This window comes from Micromonospora sp. CPCC 205546 (assembly GCF_036902715.1).
Classification (GTDB): domain Bacteria; phylum Actinomycetota; class Actinomycetes; order Mycobacteriales; family Micromonosporaceae; genus Micromonospora.
This window is the reverse complement of the sequence record NZ_JBAKHL010000100.1, coordinates 1-17,488: the sequence shown is the minus strand read 5'-3', so window position 1 is coordinate 17,488 and position 17,488 is coordinate 1. Positions and strand designations below refer to the sequence as shown.

Annotated in this window: 22 protein-coding genes and 2 pseudogenes; 13 read left to right on the top strand and 11 right to left on the bottom strand. The window is 74.1% G+C overall.

Going from position 1 to position 17,488, the window contains the following annotated elements; genetic code table 11:
* From V6U77_RS27955 to V6U77_RS27945, 3 genes and pseudogenes are all read right to left on the bottom strand, one after another.
* Nucleotides 1–360 (bottom strand): annotated as a pseudogene (locus tag V6U77_RS27955) (hypothetical protein); the annotation flags it as partial.
* Nucleotides 361–369: 9 nt separating this feature from the next.
* The gene (locus V6U77_RS27950) at nucleotides 370–630 is read right to left on the bottom strand and encodes a hypothetical protein (protein WP_089000636.1); all 261 of its coding nucleotides are present in this window, start codon (nucleotides 628–630) and stop codon (nucleotides 370–372) included.
* A 124-nt stretch (nucleotides 631–754) separates the two neighbouring features.
* Complete coding sequence (locus tag V6U77_RS27945; RefSeq protein ID WP_334609737.1) at nucleotides 755–1,162, bottom strand: hypothetical protein; 408 nt, start codon at nucleotides 1,160–1,162, stop codon at nucleotides 755–757.
* A gap of 173 nt (nucleotides 1,163–1,335) precedes the next feature.
* On the opposite strand from V6U77_RS27945, the gene V6U77_RS27940 reads away from it, so the two are divergent.
* The 3 genes from V6U77_RS27940 to V6U77_RS27930 are packed head-to-tail and all read left to right on the top strand — an operon-like array spanning nucleotide 1,336 to nucleotide 4,422.
* Entirely contained in the window at nucleotides 1,336–3,891 is a 2,556-nt protein-coding gene (locus V6U77_RS27940) for an ATP-dependent Clp protease ATP-binding subunit (protein WP_334609736.1), read from the top strand.
* A 13-nt stretch (nucleotides 3,892–3,904) separates the two neighbouring features.
* On the top strand, nucleotides 3,905–4,072 hold the full coding sequence (locus V6U77_RS27935; protein WP_334609735.1) for a hypothetical protein: 168 nt from the start codon (nucleotides 3,905–3,907) through the stop codon (nucleotides 4,070–4,072).
* Complete coding sequence (locus V6U77_RS27930) at nucleotides 4,072–4,422, top strand: DUF3140 domain-containing protein (RefSeq protein WP_334609734.1); 351 nt, start codon at nucleotides 4,072–4,074, stop codon at nucleotides 4,420–4,422. Before V6U77_RS27935 ends, V6U77_RS27930 begins: the two co-directional genes overlap by 1 nt.
* A 13-nt stretch (nucleotides 4,423–4,435) precedes the next feature.
* Here the strand turns inward: V6U77_RS27930 and V6U77_RS27925 are convergent, their stop codons facing one another.
* The 3 genes from V6U77_RS27925 to V6U77_RS27915 all read right to left on the bottom strand — a co-directional run bounded on the left by V6U77_RS27925 (nucleotide 4,436) and on the right by V6U77_RS27915 (nucleotide 6,412).
* Nucleotides 4,436–4,678 (bottom strand): hypothetical protein, encoded by a 243-nt coding sequence (locus V6U77_RS27925; RefSeq protein WP_334609733.1) that lies wholly within the window; start codon nucleotides 4,676–4,678, stop codon nucleotides 4,436–4,438.
* 19 nt (nucleotides 4,679–4,697) lie between these two features.
* Nucleotides 4,698–5,693, bottom strand: coding sequence for a LysR family transcriptional regulator (locus V6U77_RS27920; RefSeq protein ID WP_334609732.1), 996 nt, complete (start codon nucleotides 5,691–5,693; stop codon nucleotides 4,698–4,700).
* 110 nt (nucleotides 5,694–5,803) lie between these two features.
* On the bottom strand, nucleotides 5,804–6,412 hold the full coding sequence (locus tag V6U77_RS27915; protein ID WP_334609731.1) for a hemerythrin domain-containing protein: 609 nt from the start codon (nucleotides 6,410–6,412) through the stop codon (nucleotides 5,804–5,806).
* A 207-nt stretch (nucleotides 6,413–6,619) separates the two neighbouring features.
* Between V6U77_RS27915 and V6U77_RS27910 the strand changes: the two genes are divergently transcribed.
* Nucleotides 6,620–7,948 carry a M20/M25/M40 family metallo-hydrolase gene (locus V6U77_RS27910; RefSeq protein ID WP_334609730.1) on the top strand — a complete coding sequence of 443 codons (1,329 nt, stop codon included), beginning with the start codon at nucleotides 6,620–6,622 and terminating at the stop codon, nucleotides 7,946–7,948.
* A 60-nt stretch (nucleotides 7,949–8,008) separates the two neighbouring features.
* Nucleotides 8,009–8,662: a hypothetical protein gene (locus tag V6U77_RS27905; protein ID WP_334609739.1), complete on the top strand. Its 654-nt coding sequence runs from the start codon at nucleotides 8,009–8,011 to the stop codon at nucleotides 8,660–8,662.
* Between the two features lie 77 nt (nucleotides 8,663–8,739).
* Here V6U77_RS27905 and V6U77_RS27900 read toward each other — a convergent pair whose 3' ends face one another.
* Entirely contained in the window at nucleotides 8,740–8,931 is a 192-nt protein-coding gene (locus tag V6U77_RS27900; protein WP_013734349.1) for a DUF5703 family protein, read from the bottom strand.
* Between the two features lie 322 nt (nucleotides 8,932–9,253).
* On the opposite strand from V6U77_RS27900, the gene V6U77_RS27895 reads away from it, so the two are divergent.
* From V6U77_RS27895 to V6U77_RS27885, 3 genes are all read left to right on the top strand, one after another.
* Nucleotides 9,254–9,688 carry a DUF2975 domain-containing protein gene (locus V6U77_RS27895; protein WP_334609729.1) on the top strand — a complete coding sequence of 145 codons (435 nt, stop codon included), beginning with the start codon at nucleotides 9,254–9,256 and terminating at the stop codon, nucleotides 9,686–9,688.
* Nucleotides 9,688–9,894, top strand: coding sequence for a helix-turn-helix domain-containing protein (locus tag V6U77_RS27890; RefSeq protein WP_091094605.1), 207 nt, complete (start codon nucleotides 9,688–9,690; stop codon nucleotides 9,892–9,894). The genes V6U77_RS27895 and V6U77_RS27890 overlap by 1 nt, the downstream gene beginning before the upstream one ends.
* A gap of 94 nt (nucleotides 9,895–9,988) precedes the next feature.
* Nucleotides 9,989–10,144 carry a hypothetical protein gene (locus V6U77_RS27885; RefSeq protein ID WP_334609728.1) on the top strand — a complete coding sequence of 52 codons (156 nt, stop codon included), beginning with the start codon at nucleotides 9,989–9,991 and terminating at the stop codon, nucleotides 10,142–10,144.
* A gap of 27 nt (nucleotides 10,145–10,171) precedes the next feature.
* On the opposite strand, the gene V6U77_RS27880 is transcribed toward V6U77_RS27885, so the two are convergent.
* Together V6U77_RS27880 and V6U77_RS27875 are read right to left on the bottom strand one after the other, a co-directional pair.
* Nucleotides 10,172–11,092, bottom strand: coding sequence for an SseB family protein (locus V6U77_RS27880; protein ID WP_334609727.1), 921 nt, complete (start codon nucleotides 11,090–11,092; stop codon nucleotides 10,172–10,174).
* Entirely contained in the window at nucleotides 11,089–11,508 is a 420-nt protein-coding gene (locus V6U77_RS27875; RefSeq protein WP_334609725.1) for a YbaB/EbfC family nucleoid-associated protein, read from the bottom strand. The genes V6U77_RS27880 and V6U77_RS27875 overlap by 4 nt, the downstream gene beginning before the upstream one ends.
* 93 nt (nucleotides 11,509–11,601) lie before the next feature.
* On the opposite strand from V6U77_RS27875, the gene V6U77_RS27870 reads away from it, so the two are divergent.
* The 3 genes from V6U77_RS27870 to V6U77_RS27860 are packed head-to-tail and all read left to right on the top strand — an operon-like array spanning nucleotide 11,602 to nucleotide 13,908.
* A complete protein-coding gene (locus V6U77_RS27870; protein WP_334609724.1) occupies nucleotides 11,602–11,931 on the top strand; it encodes a hypothetical protein in 330 nt (109 codons plus the stop codon).
* Nucleotides 11,928–12,989 carry a WXG100 family type VII secretion target gene (locus tag V6U77_RS27865; RefSeq protein ID WP_334609722.1) on the top strand — a complete coding sequence of 354 codons (1,062 nt, stop codon included), beginning with the start codon at nucleotides 11,928–11,930 and terminating at the stop codon, nucleotides 12,987–12,989. The genes V6U77_RS27870 and V6U77_RS27865 overlap by 4 nt, the downstream gene beginning before the upstream one ends.
* A gap of 22 nt (nucleotides 12,990–13,011) precedes the next feature.
* The gene (locus V6U77_RS27860; RefSeq protein WP_334609721.1) at nucleotides 13,012–13,908 is read left to right on the top strand and encodes a hypothetical protein; all 897 of its coding nucleotides are present in this window, start codon (nucleotides 13,012–13,014) and stop codon (nucleotides 13,906–13,908) included.
* Nucleotides 13,909–13,930: 22 nt separating this feature from the next.
* Here V6U77_RS27860 and V6U77_RS27855 read toward each other — a convergent pair whose 3' ends face one another.
* A complete protein-coding gene (locus tag V6U77_RS27855) occupies nucleotides 13,931–14,902 on the bottom strand; it encodes an aldo/keto reductase (RefSeq protein WP_334609720.1) in 972 nt (323 codons plus the stop codon).
* 177 nt (nucleotides 14,903–15,079) lie between these two features.
* Here V6U77_RS27855 and V6U77_RS27850 point away from each other — a divergent pair, with 177 nt between their 5' ends.
* Together V6U77_RS27850 and V6U77_RS27845 are read left to right on the top strand one after the other, a co-directional pair.
* Complete coding sequence (locus V6U77_RS27850; protein WP_334609738.1) at nucleotides 15,080–16,132, top strand: LLM class F420-dependent oxidoreductase; 1,053 nt, start codon at nucleotides 15,080–15,082, stop codon at nucleotides 16,130–16,132.
* Nucleotides 16,129–16,965: an undecaprenyl-diphosphate phosphatase gene (locus V6U77_RS27845; protein WP_334609718.1), complete on the top strand. Its 837-nt coding sequence runs from the start codon at nucleotides 16,129–16,131 to the stop codon at nucleotides 16,963–16,965. Before V6U77_RS27850 ends, V6U77_RS27845 begins: the two co-directional genes overlap by 4 nt.
* 170 nt (nucleotides 16,966–17,135) lie before the next feature.
* Here the strand turns inward: V6U77_RS27845 and V6U77_RS27840 are convergent.
* A pseudogene (locus V6U77_RS27840) lies at nucleotides 17,136–17,488 on the bottom strand (hypothetical protein); the annotation flags it as partial.

Below are 17,488 nucleotides of genomic sequence, written 5' to 3'. Positions count from 1 at the left end.
CTGGGCGGCCGGCTCCGGCGCCGCGGCCCCCGGCGCGGCCTCGCGTGGCGCGTCGTGCGCGGGCCGGCGCCGCTGCTCCTGCGGCCCCGGGGCCGGGGAACCGTCGGCGGCCAGCCCGATCGCGGCGAGGTACGCCGAGAGCTGCTCCTGCGCGACGCGCAGCGCGTAGCCGGCGGTCTCGGCGTGTTCGGTGGCGGCGGAGAGCTCCGGCACCCCCATCGGGTTGGCCGACTCCTGGCGGACCCAGCGCAGCCGCTCGGCGGCCAGCCCGAACTTCTCCCGCGCCAGGGCGAGCTGCGCGAGCGGCAGGTCATCGGCGGCGGCGCGGACCTGTGCGCCGACGTCCTCGACGATGGACACGACCCGGCCTCAGAGCGTCGCGACGTAGAGTTGCGCCTGCTCGACGGCGACGAGTGTCGCGGCGAGGCACTCCTCCAGCTCCTGGCTGGCCTGGGTCAGCGAGGACTGGGCGGCCTCGACCGTCTCGTGCCCGCTGCCCTCCAGCGCGCCGGCCAGCGTCTGCTGCGCCTCGGCCAGTTTCTCGCCGGCCGCCTGCACGGCGCTCTGGCCGTCACCGATCTGCTGGAGCGCGACATCGATGGCTGCCTTGAGCTCGGCGACGCTCGCCACGGCGAAACCTCCTGGGGGCGGGAAGGCCTCCATTAGAGCCTATCCCTCAGGGTGAGAGAACATCCGCCCTGTCAGTGTTCCTGCCCCGCTGACCGGTTGTCGACCGCTAGCGCCGATGGTCCGATCAGCGGGACTCTTCGGGCGGGGCCGCCCCGTCCCGCAGCCAGCGCGGCCCGTACACCTCGGCGCCCTGCGCGCTGACGCGTTCGCGCAGCTCACGGTCGGCGGTGACGACCAACCGTCGGCGGCGCGGCGCGGCGGCGACCAGGTCGACGACGGTGTCGTCGCCGGATCCGGGCGCGGCGACCACCCGGACCCCGGTCGTGCCCGGCACGTCCCGTGCCCGGCCCTCCACCACCAGCACCACCTCCACCGGGGGCGCCAGCCGCGGGGGCAGCCCGGCGGCGGCCAGCGGGGCCAGCGAGTCGCGCAGCCGGGCGGTGGCGCCCGCGCGGTCGCGCCACCAGCCGTCCGGGCGCGATCCCACCACGTTGGCGGCGTCCACGATCAGCAGCGGCGTCGTCGGGTCCATGCCGCCAGCCTGCCACCCCCGTCCGCCCGCCCGGCGGACGAGCGGGATCCCCGCCGTCGTGGCGCCGCCGAGGTCCGCCCCTCGCCCGGCCGGGCCGCCGTGGTGGCGGCGTTTGTGGCGACGGTCGCCGGGTAGCCCCTGGCGACCGTCGCGCCCGACTGCGGAGGACAGACATGATGGGACCCGGTGACTTCGGCTCCGACCCCTGGGACGAGTTCCTGGCCCGGTACTTCGGCCGGGGCGAGGGTGGGCGCCGACCCGCGCACCGGGTCGACATCACCCGGCTGATGACCGCCGACGCCCGGGAGATGCTCGCCGACGCGGCCCGCCGGGCCGCCCAGCGGCAGAGCACCGACCTCGACACCGACCACCTGCTCTGGGCGGCGCTGCAACGCGAACCGCTGCGCGACCTGGTCCGCCGCGCGGGCGCCGACCCGGACACGCTGCTCAACGCGCTCGGCGGGCGCGGCGACGGCGCGCCCAGGGGCGAGGTGCCGCCCAACCTGTCGCTCACCCCGGCGGCCAAGCGGGCGTTGCTCGACGCCCACCAGTTGTCCCGGGCGATGGGCGCCAACTACATCGGCCCCGAGCACATCCTGATGGCGCTGCCGCTGAACCCGGAGTCCCCGGCCGGGCGGATGCTCGCCGCCGGCCGGATCCAGCCGGAGTCGTTGCAGGCGGCCAGCGCCGAGCGCGGACCGATGACCGGCCCCCGGCCCGACCGCGGCACGCCCACCCTGGACCAGTACGGCCAGGACCTCACCGACCTCGCCCGCAACGACCAGATCGATCCCGTCATCGGCCGGGCCGAGGAGATCGAGCAGGCGGTCGAGATCCTGTCGCGACGCACGAAGAACAACCCGGTGCTGATCGGCGAGGCCGGCGTCGGCAAGACCGCCATCGTGGAGGGCCTGGCGGAGCGGATCTGCGACGGCGACGTGCCGCAGACGCTGCTCGGCAAGCGGGTGATCCAGCTCGACCTGGCCGGCCTGGTCGCGGGGACCCGGTACCGGGGCGACTTCGAGGAGCGGCTGAAGAAGGTCATCGACGAGATCCGCGCGCATCGCGAGGAGCTGATCGTCTTCCTGGACGAGATCCACACGCTGGTCGGCGCGGGCGGGGCGGGCAGCGAGGGCGGCATGGACGCCTCGAACATGCTCAAGCCGGCACTGGCCCGGGGCGAGCTGCGGGTGATCGGCGCGACCACGCTGGACGAGTACCGCAAGAGCATCGAGAAGGACGCTGCCCTGGCCCGCCGGTTCCAGCCGGTGTTCGTGCCGGAGCCCACCGTCGACGACACCGTGGCGATCCTGCGCGGACTGCGCGACCGCTACGAGGCCCACCACCAGGTGCGCTTCACCGACGAGGCCCTGGTGGCCGCGACCGAGCTGTCCGACCGGTACGTCACCGACCGGTTCCTGCCGGACAAGGCGATCGACCTGATCGACCAGGCCGGCGCCCGGGTCCGCCTGCGCACCCGCACCCCCGCCTCCGACGTGCGGGAGCTGGAGACCCAGCTCGACGAGGTACGCCGCGACAAGGAGCAGGCCGTCGCCGACGAGCAGTACGAGAAGGCGTCCGCGCTGCGCGACCGGCTCGCCGAACTGGAGGAGCAGATCCGCCTGGCCCGCGGCGACGAGGGCGGCTCGTCGCAGGTGCCGGCCGTCGGGCCGCAGGAGATCGCCGAGGTGGTCTCCCGCGCCACGGGCATCCCGATCAGCCAGCTCACCGAGGAGGAGCGCGACCGGCTGCTGCGCCTGGAGGGCCACCTGCACGAGAAGGTGGTCGGCCAGGAGGACGCCGTCACCGCGGTCGCCGAGGCGGTCCGCCGCTCGCGTGCCGGGCTGGCCGACCCGAACCGCCCGATGGGCAGCTTCCTCTTCCTCGGGCCGACCGGCGTCGGCAAGACCGAGCTGGCCCGGGCGCTGGCGGAGGCGCTGTTCGGCGAGGCCGACCGGATGGTCCGGGTCGACATGAGCGAGTTCCAGGAGCGGCACACCGTCAGCCGGCTCGTCGGCGCCCCACCCGGCTACGTCGGCTACGAGGAGGCCGGCCAGCTCACCGAGGCGGTGCGCCGCCGCCCGTACGCGGTGGTGTTGCTCGACGAGATCGAGAAGGCCCACGCGGACGTGTTCAACATCCTGCTCCAGGTGCTCGACGAGGGGCGGCTCACCGACAGCCAGGGCCGTACGGTCAACTTCAAGAACACCGTGCTGATCATGACGAGCAACCTCGGCTCGGAGCTGATCACCGGCGCCCAGCGCGCCGTCGGGTTCGGCACCGGCGCGGACGCCGGCGAGCAGGAGCGCGACGAGCTGCGCGAGCGGCTGATGCGCCGGCTCCAGGAGAACTTCCGGCCGGAGTTCCTCAACCGCATCGACGAGGTGATCATCTTCCGTCGGCTGGAGGCCGAGCAGCTGCGCCAGATCACCGGCCTGCTGCTGGAGGAGACCCGGCGGCGGCTGCACGCGCAGGACATCCGGGTCCACTTCACCAGCGGCGCGATCGACTGGATCGCCGAGCACGGCTACCAGCCGGAGTTCGGCGCCCGGCCGCTGCGCCGGGTCATCCAACGGGAGGTGGACAACCACCTGTCCCGGATGCTGCTGGATTCGACGATCTCACCGAGCCAGGAGGTCACCGTGGACGCCCGCGACGGGCGGCTCGCCTTCGACGTGGCGGCCGGTGAGCGCGGCTACACCGCGGCCACCACGTCGCATCCCCGATGACCGGAGGGCGGACATGAGCGAACCCGAGGAGACCCGGGACGAGACCGACCGCACCGATCCGATCCTGGCCCCGCCGACCGCCAACCCCGCCCGGGTGCGGATGCCGCCGGAGGGCGCGGGTGAGCACGGCGACGACCCGGAGCCGGCGGAGTCCGACCGCCGCCGTCGAGAGGAGGGCTGATGGTACGCGAGCAGCGGCTCGAACCCGAGGTGGAGGTGCTCTGGGACGACTTCCACGCCCAGGTGAACGTCCCGTCGGAGCAGTTGCGGCAGTGGCTGCTCACCCGCGGCTCGGGGGAGGAGTCGTTCGGGCCCGGCCCGGACCTCGGCCTGCCCGGGCTGGGCCGGCGGATCCTGCGGGTGCTGACCAAGCGCAAGGTCGACCTCACACCGGAGGACATCCGGGTGATGCGGGACGCCGTCGACGAGATCCAGACCCTGCTGGACGAGAAGCCGCCGCGCGGCAACGCCGACGACGAGTGGCGGCACTCCCTGCTCGACCTGGGCCACGACGTCCTCGTCGAACGCTGAGCCGGCCGCGTGGTCAGCCGTGCCCGCTCTCCAGGCTGCCGATCGTCAGGCCGGCGGCGTCGGCCGCCGCCTCGCGGTCGGCCCGCGCCCGCTCCTCGCGGGTCAGCAGGTTGGCGTACTCGGTGACGTCCGACGGATCGGGCACCTGGGGCAGGCGCCGCAGGAACGCCTCCACGTCGCGGGCGGCGGCGGTGTGCGCAGCGGCGGCCTGCCGGAGGATCTCCCGGTCGTCGGCGGCGGGACTGGGATCGGTCATGTCCGCCTGATACCCCGCGCTACGCCGTTCGCACCCCGTCGGCCCCGGCGGCCGCCAACCCCCGCGCCCCGTAGCGCGGGTTGCGCAGCAGCCAGGCCAGGTACTCCGGGTGGGCCGCCAGCGAGTCGGTGTACGCGGCCAGCGCGGTCTCCAGCACCAGGTCGGCGTCGCGGGCGGCGGGGGACTCCGGGTGCCACCCCAGCATCAGCCGCCAGCGCAGCGGCGTTCCGGCCAGCATCCGGGTCACGAGCCCGGAGACCGGGCGGAACGTCGCCTGGCAGAGCGCGATCGCCTCGCCCGAGTCCACCATGTCGATGCAGCAGCGCACGTCGGTCTCGTACACCTTGCGGGGCGTGAAGCCGGCGCGGGCGCAGGCGGCCGCGAAGCAGTCGCCGAAGCAGCCGTCGCCGGGCGCGGCGACCCACTGCTCCCGGCTGAGGTCCACGAGGCCCACCTCCGCCTGCCCGGCCAGCGGGTGCTGCTCCGGCAGCAGCACCAGCACCGGGTCCACCGCCACCTCCCGCCAGCTCAGCCCGAACTCGGCCGGCGGGGCCGCGTCGCCGCACACCCCGATCAGCGCGAAGTCCAGCCGACCGCCGGCGACCAGCTGCGCCAGTTCCTCGGCCGACCAGGAGGCGTGGGTGGTGATCTGGGCCGGTGGCGGATGGGCGGCGAGCCGGTGCACCAGGCGACCGAGGATGGGGCTGTTCACCCCGCCGAACCGGTACCGGCGGGGCGCGTCCCCGGCGCCGGCCAGCCGGGCCGCCTCGTCCTGCAGGCCCTTCATCGCCGGCAGCAGCACCCGCGCGCGGGCGAGCACCAGCTCGCCCAGGGCGGTGGGGCGCGCGCCGCGGCGGTCCCGTTCGAACAGGGGCCCGCCCAGGGTCCGCTCGATGCGCTGGAGCTGGGCGGTGAGTGCCGGCTGGGCCAGCCCGAGCGTCGATGCCGCCTTGGTCACGCTCCCCGTCTCCGCGATCGCGCAGACCACCCTCAGGTGTCGCAGCTCCAGATTCATACCGTGACGGTATGACCCCGTAGCGGCCGACGGAAGGCCCTGAACGGATCAGTGGTCTCCGATGTGTGCCTGATCTGCTCCGACACGCCGCGCAATGCCGGCCGCCCGGCTCAGTCCGTTCGCGGCTCGGTCAGGTCGGCGAGGTAGGTGGGTCGACCGGTGACGGCGTCGCGGACCTTGTCGACCACGCCCACCGCGGGCTCGACGACCCGGTTCCACGGCGGGGTCGCCGGCGTGCCCGGGTGCGGGCGTGTCGGGGCCGCCTCCTCGGCGATCTCCAGCCGGTTGCCCAGCCGGATCAGCTCCTCGGCGCTGGCCACCTCCCGCAGCGCCGCGACCAGCGCGCCCGTCTCCTCGACGTGGCGGTCGACCCGCGCGGCGACGTCGCCGAGCCCGTCGGCGCCCAGCCCTCGCAGGGCGGTCAGCAGGGACCGGTCGTCCGCGATGGCCCGGTCGATCCGCTCGGCCGCGTCGGGCAGGGCGGCCCGTACGGCGGGCAGCAGGTACTGCTCCTCGGCGGAGAGGTGCCGCGACAGCGCCGCCGTGAGCACCTCCAGGCCCCGCTGCGGGGCGGACGCCGGGTCCGGGTCGGTGAGGCGCCGCAGCAACTCCCGTAGCTGCCGGTGCTCGGCGTCGAGGATGTCGGCGATGCTGCGCCCGCCCGGCCGGAAGCCCTCGTCCTCTCCGGTCGGCGGCAGCGGTGGCAGGGGAACGGTCATGGTGCCCTCCTCTGGTGGCGGGCGGAACACGTGGGGGGAGCGGTCGCGAGCGGCGGTACCCGGCCCCGTCGGCGGCGAAACCGTGCCCGCTCGCCGGCCGTCCCCGGAGCTTCGGCGGGGTCGCGGGCGGGGCGGGCGCGGCCCGGGCGGGCCGACCCGGTGGGGCGGGACGCCCGCGTCGGGCCCGTGGACTGGTATGAAGAAGCGATGACGAGCGACGCCGCCTCCGCCCGACCCGACCCCACCGACGAGGTCGTCGACCTCTGCCGTGACCTCCTGCGGATCGACACCACCAACACCGGGGACAACGACACCAGCGCCGGGGAGCGCCTCGCCGCCGAGTACGTGGCGGAGAAGCTGGCCGAGGTGGGCGTCGAGTCCGTCATCCACGAGTCGGCGCCCGGCCGGGCCAACCTCGTCGCCCGCATCCCGGGCACCGACCCGGGCCGGGGGGCCCTGCTGGTGCACGGTCACCTCGACGTCGTACCCGCCGACGCCGACGAGTGGTCGGTGCACCCGTTCTCCGGGGAGCTGCGCGACGGCTACCTGTGGGGCCGGGGCGCCATCGACATGAAGGACTTCGACGCGATGGTGCTGGCCGTGGTGCGGCACTGGCAGCGCACCGGGGTCCGCCCGCCCCGGGACATCGTCCTGGCGTACACCGCCGACGAGGAGGCGGGCAGCGACTACGGCGCGCACTTCCTGGTCGAGCGGCACCGCGGCCTGTTCGACGGCTGCACCGAGGCCATCGGCGAGGTCGGCGGCTTCTCGTACTCGGTCAACGACAGTCAGCGGCTCTACCTCATCGAGACCGCCGAGAAGGGCATCGACTGGCTGCGTCTGCACGCCAGGGGCCGCCCGGGGCACGGCTCGATGGTCCACGACGACAACGCGGTCACCGCGCTCGCCGAGGCGGTGGCCCGCATCGGCCGGCACCGCTTCCCCGTGGTGGTCACCGACACCGTGCGGGCGTTCCTGGAGGAGGTCTCCGACCTGCTCGGCATCGAGCTGGACCCGGAGGACCCGGAGACCGCCATCGCCAAGCTCGGGCCGATCGCCAACATCATCGGTGCGACGATCCGCAACACCGCCAACCCGACCCGGCTCGCGGCCGGATACAAGGACAACGTCATCCCCGGCCGGGCCACCGCCACCATCGACTGCCGCAGCCTGCCGGGGCAGTCGGAGCTGCTGGAGCGGCAGCTGCGCGAGCTGGTCGGCCCGGACATCGCCATCGAGTACGTCCAGCGTCAGCCGGCGTTGGAGACCACGTTCGACGGTGACCTGGTCGACGCGATGTCCGCCGCGCTGCGCGCGGAGGACCGGGGGGCGCGCCCGGTGCCGTACATGCTCTCCGGGGGCACCGACGCCAAGGCGTTCTCGCAGCTCGGCATCCGCTGCTTCGGCTTCGCGCCGCTGCGGCTGCCCGCCGACCTGAACTTCTCCGCGCTGTTCCACGGCATCGACGAGCGGGTTCCGGTGGACGGACTACAGTTCGGCGTGCGGGTTCTCGACCGGTTCCTCCGCACCTGCTAGCCCCCGCCGGGCACCCCGGTGCTCCCGCGGGAACCTCTGATCGTGAAGGGACTGACCCACATGACCGACCAGCACGGTGAGCTGGACGCCGCCCTCGAGCGCGTGATCGATGCGGCCCGCCACCACCTGGCCGCCGTCCGCGCCGCGCAGGGCCGCATCGACGACGACGACGTCTGGCAGGCGTACGTCGCGCTGAACAACGCGTCCTTCGCGTACGACGAACAACTCCTGGACGCCTTCGGCGAGGTCACCCCGTGGGACGTCGAGTCCATCGACCCGGACGAGGCCGACCAGCGCTTCGGCGCCGCGGAGGGCGTGGAGCCCACCGACCCGCACCCGCGGGTCATCTCGGTGCGTCAACGGCGCGACTACCGGGTGCCGAGCGTGTCGGCGCTGCTCCGCGTCGCCGAGGCGGCCCGGCGGGAGGGCACCCCGGCCGAGGACGAGCCGGAGCCCGTGGAGGGCGTCGGCGAGGCGGTGCTGGAGTTGCTGCAGAGCGGCGACGGCTCGCTCGGCGCGCTGGACGTGCCGGAGCTGGAGCCGCTCGACGGCGTGGTGATGGTCAGCGAGGTCGGCACCCCGGTCGACCTGGAGTCCTTCGACGACGACGACCCGGTGGGCCCGTTCCAGCCGGCCGCCGACGACCGGCTGGTCGGCCGGCTCGACGAGCACCCGTTCATGGAGCTCGACGAGGAGCACGACCACGCCCACTAGGCGCCTAGGCGCCGACGAACGCGCGCCACGTGCCGAGGGACCGGGGCCCGACCGAATGGTCGGGCCCCGGTCCGTGTTCAGTACGACAGTCCGGGCTGCGGCTGGTTGACCCGGCGGCGGCGCAGCACCACCTGCCGCGTGCCGTCGCGGTACAGCCGCACCCGCGCCAACTCCCACCCGGAGAACTCCGCCTGGATCGCCAACTGCGCCGCGGCGGTCAACCGGTCGACGTTCGGCGGCAGCCGCAGTGGCGCGTACTCGTAGTCCATGGGTCCTATGCTGCCCAGCCCGGGGGCGGTCCGCCACCCTCTCGCCCGTGACCCGTGACCCGTGCCGCCGTGTCCGCCCCGGGCGGCGGCGGCCGCGCGGGCCGGGACCGGCCCCAGGGGCCGGCGGGGGCGCACGAGGCGGGCCCGGAGGCCGCCGGCCGGCGCCCGCCCGCACCGGGACCGACCGCCGGCCAGCCGATTCCCGCCGGGGGCGACGGTCGCCGGGCAAACCGTCGAATCGATTGACAATCGATAGGATGCAAGCGATAGTCGATGCATGTTGAATGAGCATCGAGCGGTTGCCCCGCTCAGGGTCTGTCTCGTGGTGCTGTTCGGGATCCTGGTCATGCTCCAGACCTTCTCGCTGCCCGGGCAGTTCGCGCACATGGCCGAGGAGTCCCCGGACCTCGCCTACCTCAGGTGGCCGATGACCGCCGTCGCGGTCTTCTGGGTGTTGTGCGTCCAGGTCGTGATCGTGTCCACCTGGCGGCTGCTCACCCTGGTCAAGAACGACCGCATCTTCAGTCACCCCGCGTTGGCGTGGGTGGACGCCATCGTGTGGGCCGTCGTCGCCGCCTGGGTGGTGCTGCTGGGCGTGTTCCTCTACGTCGGCTTCCGGGCGACGGACCCGGGGCTGCCGCTCCTGCTGTTCCTGATGCTGGTGGGCGTCGCCGTGCTGGGTCTCCTGATGGTCGTGATGCGTGCGCTGCTCCGGCAGGCCACGACACTGCGGACCGACATGGAGGCGGTGATCTGATGCCCATCGTCGTCCGCATCGACGTCGAACTGGCGAAACGCAAGATGAGCGTCGGTGAGTTCGCCGAGCGGGTCGGGCTCACGCCGGCGAACGTGGCCGTGTTGAAGAACGGCCGGGCCAAGGCCGTTCGCTTCAGCACCCTGGAAGCCATGTGCCGGGTGCTCGACTGCCAGCCCGGTGACCTGCTCGAGTGGGTCGAGGAGTGAACCGCCCCGGCGTTCCGGGCCCCACCCACCGACCGGTCGACCACCCGCCCGCCGGCGGGACCGGCCCGGGCCCCGCCACCGCGAAGGAGATCTGATGAAGTACCTGCTCGCCGTCCTCGTCGCCGCGCTCGGCGTGGCCGGCATCGTGCTCGGGGAGGCCGACGACTCTCCCGGCCTCCAGTTCCTGGGCCTCGTGCTCGTCGTCGGCGCGATCGCCTTCGGCGTACGCGTCGTCCGGCGCGCCCGGTAGCGCACCGTCCGCGCGCCGGAGGGCCGGTCAGCCGGCGCGCGGATTCGCCGCCAGCAGGGCGGCCAGCGACGCCGCGCCCAGGGCGAGGGCGCGCGGGGTGCCCGCGTCGACCACCAGCCCCCACGCCGGGTCGGGCCAGTCGGCGAGCAGGTCCGCGCAGGGTACGGCGACGAACGGCACCCCCTCCCCGGCGAACGCGGTCAGCGCGTCCGGAGAGGTGAAGACGGGCAGCAACGGCGCGCCGGTCGGGTCGGTGACGACCGTCCAGGGCACGTCGCGGTCCGGCCCCGGCTCCGCCGCCAGCGGTACGCAGACGGCCGCGGCGGCGAGGATGCCGAGGTAGCCGGGCAGGTCCCGGTGCGCGCCGGCCTCGCTCAGCAGGTCGAGCACGGACGCGCCGGCCGGTTCCGCCGCGCTTCCCGTCTGGTCCGCCGCGCTTCCGGCCTCGTCCCCGGGGCCGCTCGCGCCGGGCCGCGGGGCGGGCGCGCCGCCGGTGGCGTGACGGGGGGTGCCGGGCGGGTCCGGCGCACCCGGGCCGGCCGTCGCCGTCCCGCCGTCGTCGGTCGTCCTGGCCCGCGCGCGGGGCACGGTCGGCGCCGGCCGCACCCGGGGACCGGTGGGCGGGAGGACCTGGCACGACAGCGCGCAAGGCTCCGTGGTGAGCACCGTGGCGGCGGTGCGCGCCGCGAACGCGCTCCACCAGCGCAGGCCCTCGGCGGTGCGCGGCGTCTCGTACCACCAGGCGCCGGCCCCGCGCGGCGCCCGCCAGCCGAGTTCGGCCAGACGTCGCGCGTCGTAGGGCGGGCAGACCCCGCGCACGGTGTCCCGGCGTACCATCAGGTGCAGCCGGCGGGGGCCGGCGGCGAGTTCCAGGTCGGTGTCCCGGTCGCAGCCCGCCAGCGTGTCGTGGAGCCGGGCGACGACGTCGGGCCAGCCCGGCGACGTCATGCCGGTGGCCCCGGCAGGCGGCCGTCGAGCCGCCCGAGCCGCCCCATGGCCTCCTCGAGTCGGCCCAGCGAGGCGAAGTCGCCCGGGGTGCCGAAGATCCCGTTCAGGCCCGCGCCGAGCGTCGCGTCGAGACCCTCGGTGCGCTCGTCGAGCTGCTCCGTGGCCGCGGCGCGGGCCTGCCGGTACGCCTGGAGCACCATCGTCGCGAGTTCCTCCGTGCCCACCCGCAGCGCGGTCGGCGCGAGGCTCAGGTCGGTGAGCCCGCCGGTGGCGTCGACGGTCGCGCAGACCAGGCCGCTGTCGTCGGTGGCGGTGGCGCGCAGCTCGTCCAGGTCGTCGGTGAGCCCGGCGAAACGGCGCTCGATGTCGGCGAGCCGTCCGGCGAGAGCGTCGAACGCGGCCAGCGGGTCAGACATGAGGAACCTCCCGTGCGCGGCGCCGTCCGGGGTGGCGGCCGGCGGCGGCATGATCGTATCGTCGTCCCGCCGGGCTAGTGGGGGAGGAACGGCGTGCCTGACATCGACGTCGACGTGCAGGCGGTGCGTCGGCTGGAGGCGGCGGCGAAGCGGGTGGCCGCCGCGCTGACCGCGCTGGAGAGCCGGATCACGTCCGCGGGGGACATCCCGGACGGCGCCTTCGGGCACCTGCCGATCGTCAGCGACCTGCTCCGCGAGAAGTACGCCGAGCAGGTCACCGGCGGCACGGAGCTGTTCCGCTCCGGCCACGACGCGTTCGAGCGGGTCGGCGGCGCGCTGGGCGGCACGGCCGAGGCCTACGAGCGCAACGAGCAGGACATCGACGCCTCCTTCCGCGCCATCGGCGCCGGCATGCCCCGGTGAGCGGGCCCGCCGGCACCGCCGTCGAGCTCTGGAACGGCATCGACAACGCCCTCTCCGGCGTGGACAAGGTGGTCGACAGCGTCTGCCGCGCCCTCGCCTGGCCGCTGATCCAGCTCGTCGACCTCGTCGACGGCGAGCCGGCCGCGCTGCGCGCCAAGGCCACCGAGTGGGACGCGCTGGCCGCGCAGGTACGCGAGCTGGCGATGAACCACCGGGGCGTACGCGAGGCCGAACAGGCCGGCTGGCGCTCCCCGTCCGGGCAGGCGTACGGGCGGCGGATGGCCGAGGTCGAGCAGCAGCTGCTCGACGTCGCCGAGCAGTTCGCCGCCACGGCCGAATACCTGCGCGGGGTCGCCGACGCGTTGCAGACCGTGCACGACGTCCTGGTCGACGTCTGCGTGGAGTTCGTGAACTTCCTGCTGGTGACGCTGGTCACCGCGCTGCTGATGGCCCCGTTCACCGCCGGGGCGTCCTGGGCGGCCGGCGTGGCGCTGGGCGTCACCCGGGGCATGATCGCGCTGGCCCGCATGCTGAAGATCATCCGACCGCTGGCGACGCACCTGCAGAAGGTCGTCCGGCTGCTGCAACGGGTCCTGCTCCACCTGCGCAAGCTGCGCAACCACCTGGACAAGCTGGTCGACAAGCAGAAGGCGCTGCGCGCCGGGCAGAAGTACGCCGACAGGCGCCGTGCCGCCGGCGACGCCGACAAGTGGCACCACCGGTTCACGGACCCGGCGAAGGGCGCCTGGAAGCTCGGCAAGTCCGGTTCGCCGTTCGACATGAGCACGTTCGAGCGCCTCGGGGCGCTGCGGGCGCACGGCATGGCCGACGGCGCGCGGACGATCGGCCGGGACTGGGCCACCAACCTGCCGTGGAACATCCCGAACTCCGTCGTGCACGGCGCCACCTGGGGCAGCGTGGCGATGGTCTCCGGCCTGTCGGCGCCCGGCACGGAGCAGGTCGGCGACAAGGTCGACGCGGCGGTGCGGGACGGCGCCGAGTGGATCGACCAGAATGTCTTCGGGCAGCCGCCGGCGGACCAGCCGGCCGGCAGGTGACGGCCGACCGGGGAGGTGCGGGGTGTCCGAGGGACGCGGCCGGCTGGGCCGGCTGACCGACGCGGTGCTGGGCGGTGCGCGGGCCGCCCGGGACAAGGCCCGCGACCTGCGCGACGAGTTCCGCACCACCGACGAGCCCGAGCGCGCCCTCGTGGCGCCCCTGCTGCCCGGCGAGGAGATCCGCTACGTCGGCCTGGCGCCGGTGCGGGCTCCGGAGAACCACCGCGCCGGCAGCCAGCTCGCCGACCGGGTGAACGCGGAGCTGGCCGAGGCGCTCGACCCGCGTGCGCTGTTCGGGCTGCTCAACATCGTCAACCCGATCGCCTGGGTGGACGCCGTGATGACGCCCGTACGGATCGCCGCGGGCGTCCTGCTGCTGCCCGGCAAGGCCGCCGTGCTCGCCGCGGGCAGCCCGGAGGCGGCCGAGGCGGAGCCCCCGCCGGGCGCCGCGCCCCGGGAGCCGTTGCCGCTCACCGCCGAGCAGGAGGCGTTCCGGGCGCTGTTCCGGCTCAGCCGCTACCGGCCGCTGGCCGACCAGCTCGCCGAGATCGCCCACCGGCGGCGGTACGTCTTCAGCGGCGACCTGGCCACGCTCGCCGGCAGCCTGCTGCTCTTCCTCGAGCGCTACACCGGCACCCCGCTGGCGGTCACCGACACCCACCTGCACCTGCTGCGGATGGGCCGTCGCCCCGACCCTGAGCGCGAGGATCGCCGCCGCCCCCAGGTGCTGTGGAGCGTGCCGCGGCGGCGGATCGCCCGCGTCGACTCCGAGCACGGGGCCCGCCTGGTGCGGTTCCCGTCCACGATCGTGTTCGACGACGGTTCGTGGATCCGGATCGTCAACCCCGCCACCCGCGACGACCAGGCCCGCTTCCTGGCCGCCGTACGCGACCTCCCCGGCCGGCGCCCCACCCCCTGAGCGGGCACCGTCTGCACCGGGGTCAGCCGTCGCGCTCGGGGTAGCCCACCGGCACGGCCGACACGTCGTCCAGCGCGGTGACGATCTCCTCCGGCAGGGTCATCCGCTCGACCTGGAGCGCGCCGAGCAGCTGCCCGACCGTCCGCGCGCCGAGGATCGGCGCCACCACCCCGGGCCGGTCGCGGATCCACGCCAGCGCCACCTCCGTCGGGGAGACGCCCAGCCCACCCGCCGCGATGGCGACCGCCTCGACGATGCTGGAGCAGCGCGGCTCCAGGTAGGTGGCGACGAACCGCTCGAAGTGCGGCGAGGCGGCCCGCGAGTCGGCCGGCCGGCCGTGGCGGTACTTGCCGGTGAGCACGCCCCGGCCCAGCGGCGACCAGGGCAGCACCCCCAGCCCGAGGGCCTCGCAGGCGGGCAGCACCTCCCGCTCCACGCCCCGCTCCAGCAGCGAGTACTCCACCTGCGCCGCCACCACCGGGGCGCGCCCCGGCCAGGCCGCCTGCCAGGCCGCCGCCCGCGCGGTCTGCCAGCCGGCGAAGTTCGACACGCCGACGTAGCGGACCCGGCCGCTGGCCACCGCATGGTCGAGCGCCGCGAGCGTCTCCTCCAGCGGGCTGTCGGGGTCGTAGCCGTGCAGCTGGAACAGGTCGACGTGGTCGGTGCCGAGCCGGCGCAGCGAGGCGTCCAGCGTACGCAGCAGGTGCCCCCGGGAGCCGTCGCGACGCCGGCGGCTGCCCGGTCGCAGCCCCGCCTTGGTGGCGATCAGCAGCTCCTCGCGCGGCACCAGGGAGCCCAGCAGCGACCCGATCACCGACTCGGCGTCACCGTCGCCGTAGACGTCGGCGGTGTCGACGAGGTTGCCGCCCGCGTCGAGGAAGCTCTTCAGCTGGGCTGCCGCGTCGTCGGCGTCGGTGTCCCGGCCCCAGGTCATGGTGCCGAGCGCGAGCCGCGAAACCGCCAGCCCGCTTCGGCCGAGCGGTCGCTGTTGCATGGGTGAACCTTATTTCGAACGGGGGCCCGCCGATATCCTCGCCGCCGTCAAGTGTGTCGGGCGCGTCGCGTTTCCGACCGTTCGGCCGGTGCCCCGGCTTGTGGTGGCCGGTGGACGGGCCGCCCTCCGGCATTGCGTAACCTGATGCGACCTGTGGTGCGGATGGGGGAGGACCTAGTGCGACTCGGGCTCAGCCTCGGATACCAGACGGCGTGGAGCACACCGGCCGATCACCTTGCGTTCGCCCAGGAGGCGGACCGGCTCGGCTACTCGGTGGTGTGGGCGGCGGAGGCCTACGGCTCCGACTCGCCGAGCATGCTCGCCTGGATGGCCGGGCAGACGGAACGGATCGACCTGGGCAGCGCGGTGATGCAGATCCCCGCCCGCACCCCGGCGATGACCGCGATGACCGCGGCGACCATCGACGCGCTCTCCGGCGGCCGGTTCCGCCTCGGCCTCGGCGTGTCCGGCCCGCAGGTCTCGGAGGGCTGGCACGGCGTGCGGTTCGGCAAGCCGCTCGCGCGGACCCGCGAGTTCGTGGACATCGTGAAGCTGGCCGTGGCGCGCAAGTCCGTCGCGTACGACGGCGAGTTCTACACGCTGCCGCTGCCCGACGGCCCGGGCAAGGCGCTGAAGCTGGGCTTCCACCCGCCGCGCGAGCACATACCGATCTACCTCGCGGCCGTGGGTCCGAAGAACCTGGAGCTGGCCGGCGAGATCGCCGACGGCTGGCTGGCCGTCTTCTACGCGCCCGAGTTCGCCGACGAGCAGCTCGCGTCGGTGCGCGCCGGGCGGGCGAAGGTTGGCAAGGAACTCGCCGGCTTCGACGTGGTCCCGTCGGTGCCCGTGGTGGTGGGCGACGACATCGCCACCTGCGCCGAGCTGGTCCGCTGGTACGCGGCCCTCTACGTCGGCGGCATGGGCAGCCGCCAGCAGAACTTCTACAACCAGCTCGCCACCCGGATGGGCTACGGCGACGCCGCCCGCGAGGTGCAGGACCTCTACCTGGCCAAGCGGCAGCGCGACGCGGCCGCCGCGGTGCCGATGGAGTTCATCGACCGCACCTCGCTGCTGGGCCCGAAGGAGCGCATCGCCGAGCGGATGCGGGAGTACGCCGCCGCCGGCGTCACCACCCTGTCCGTGAGCCTGTTCGCCGCCGACCGGGACAGCGGCGTGCACACCCTGCGTACCGTCGCCGAGGCGTTCGACCTCTCGGGAGTCGGGGAGTGACCTGGGTCGAGGCCATCGTCCTGGGCATCGTCCAGGGACTGACCGAGTTCCTTCCGGTCAGCTCGTCGGGTCACCTGCGGATCACCTCGGCGATCTTCTTCGACCAGGACGCCGGGGCGTCGTTCACCGCGGTCACCCAGTTGGGCACCGAGGCGGCGGTGCTGATCTACTTCGCCAAGGACATCTGGCGCATCACCCGTACGTGGCTGGTCGGCATCAGGGACAAGTCGGTGCGCTCCAGCCTCGACTACCGGATGGGCTGGTACGTCATCGTCGGCTCGATCCCGATCGGGCTGTTCGGTTTCCTGTTCAAGGACCAGATCCGCACCGCCGGGCGCAACCTGTGGCTGGTGGCCACCACCCTGATCGTGTTCGCGTTCGTGCTCGCCTTCGCCGAGTACTGGGGCCGGCAGAGCCGCACCCTGGAGAACTTCCGGATGCGCGACGGCGTGGTGATGGGTTTCGCCCAGGCGATGGCGCTGATCCCCGGGGTGTCCCGCTCGGGCGGCACGCTGACCGCGGGTCTGCTGCTCAACCTCACCCGGGAGGCGGCGGCGCGCTACTCGTTCCTGCTGGCCATCCCGGCGGTGGTGATGTCCGGGATCTTCAGCGTCGGTGACGTCTTCGAGCCGGCGGCACCCGGCACGTCGGTGCCGAGCGTCGCCCAGATGGTCGTCGCCACGATCATCGCCTTCGGCGTCGGGTACGCGGCCATCGCCTGGCTGCTGCGCTACGTCGCCCACCACACCCTGTACGTCTTCGTGCTGTACCGGGTCGCGCTGGGCACCCTGGTGCTCGCCCTGCTGATGACGGGCACCATCAGCGCCACCTGATCCGCAGTCGCCGCCGGGCCCCGCCCCCGCGCGGGGGACGGGGGCCGGTCCCCGTTCGGCGCTGCCGGCGCGTTCCCCGCGTCGGCCGTCGGCGGTGGATGTGCCGCTGGCCGGCACCCCGGGTTCGGGTGCCGGCCAGCGATCCCCCTTGTGGTGGAAAGTCTGTCGGGTCAGCTGTTCCAGTGCTCGGCCACGAGGTCGGCGGCCATCTGCTCCCACTGGGCGTAGTGGTCCGGGTACGCCGACACCTGCACCGTCTGCGCCGCCTTCGTCAGGGGCATGTCCTGCCACCCGTCGACCTGCTTGAGACCCTTCAGGAACGCCGTCGTCGAGTACTCCGGGTCGGTGATCTGCTCCACCGTGCCCCAACCCGAGGACGGACGCTGCTGGAACAGGCCCTGCGAGTCGTGGTCGTTGCGGTCACCCAGATGACCCAGGTTCTCCAGCTTCGACTCCTGCAACGCCGTCGCGATCGACACCACCGCGGCCCGCTCGTCCATGCCGGCCTTCTTCGTCGCCGCGA

What these genes read in the sequence shown, in the direction of transcription:
- V6U77_RS27945 (WP_334609737.1), bottom strand. Translation starts at nt 1,162, where the DNA reads ATGGACCCGACGACGCCGCTGCTGATCGTGGACGCCGCCAACGTGGTG.
- V6U77_RS27940 (WP_334609736.1), top strand. Translation starts at nt 1,336, where the DNA reads ATGATGGGACCCGGTGACTTCGGCTCCGACCCCTGGGACGAGTTCCTG.
- V6U77_RS27935 (WP_334609735.1), top strand. Translation starts at nt 3,905, where the DNA reads ATGAGCGAACCCGAGGAGACCCGGGACGAGACCGACCGCACCGATCCG.
- V6U77_RS27930 (WP_334609734.1), top strand. Translation starts at nt 4,072, where the DNA reads ATGGTACGCGAGCAGCGGCTCGAACCCGAGGTGGAGGTGCTCTGGGAC.
- V6U77_RS27925 (WP_334609733.1), bottom strand. Translation starts at nt 4,678, where the DNA reads ATGACCGATCCCAGTCCCGCCGCCGACGACCGGGAGATCCTCCGGCAG.
- V6U77_RS27920 (WP_334609732.1), bottom strand. Translation starts at nt 5,693, where the DNA reads ATGAATCTGGAGCTGCGACACCTGAGGGTGGTCTGCGCGATCGCGGAG.
- V6U77_RS27915 (WP_334609731.1), bottom strand. Translation starts at nt 6,412, where the DNA reads ATGACCGTTCCCCTGCCACCGCTGCCGCCGACCGGAGAGGACGAGGGC.
- V6U77_RS27910 (WP_334609730.1), top strand. Translation starts at nt 6,620, where the DNA reads ATGACGAGCGACGCCGCCTCCGCCCGACCCGACCCCACCGACGAGGTC.
- V6U77_RS27905 (WP_334609739.1), top strand. Translation starts at nt 8,009, where the DNA reads ATGACCGACCAGCACGGTGAGCTGGACGCCGCCCTCGAGCGCGTGATC.
- V6U77_RS27900 (WP_013734349.1), bottom strand. Translation starts at nt 8,931, where the DNA reads ATGGACTACGAGTACGCGCCACTGCGGCTGCCGCCGAACGTCGACCGG.
- V6U77_RS27890 (WP_091094605.1), top strand. Translation starts at nt 9,688, where the DNA reads ATGCCCATCGTCGTCCGCATCGACGTCGAACTGGCGAAACGCAAGATG.
- V6U77_RS27885 (WP_334609728.1), top strand. Translation starts at nt 9,989, where the DNA reads ATGAAGTACCTGCTCGCCGTCCTCGTCGCCGCGCTCGGCGTGGCCGGC.
- V6U77_RS27880 (WP_334609727.1), bottom strand. Translation starts at nt 11,092, where the DNA reads ATGACGTCGCCGGGCTGGCCCGACGTCGTCGCCCGGCTCCACGACACG.
- V6U77_RS27875 (WP_334609725.1), bottom strand. Translation starts at nt 11,508, where the DNA reads ATGTCTGACCCGCTGGCCGCGTTCGACGCTCTCGCCGGACGGCTCGCC.
- V6U77_RS27855 (WP_334609720.1), bottom strand. Translation starts at nt 14,902, where the DNA reads ATGCAACAGCGACCGCTCGGCCGAAGCGGGCTGGCGGTTTCGCGGCTC.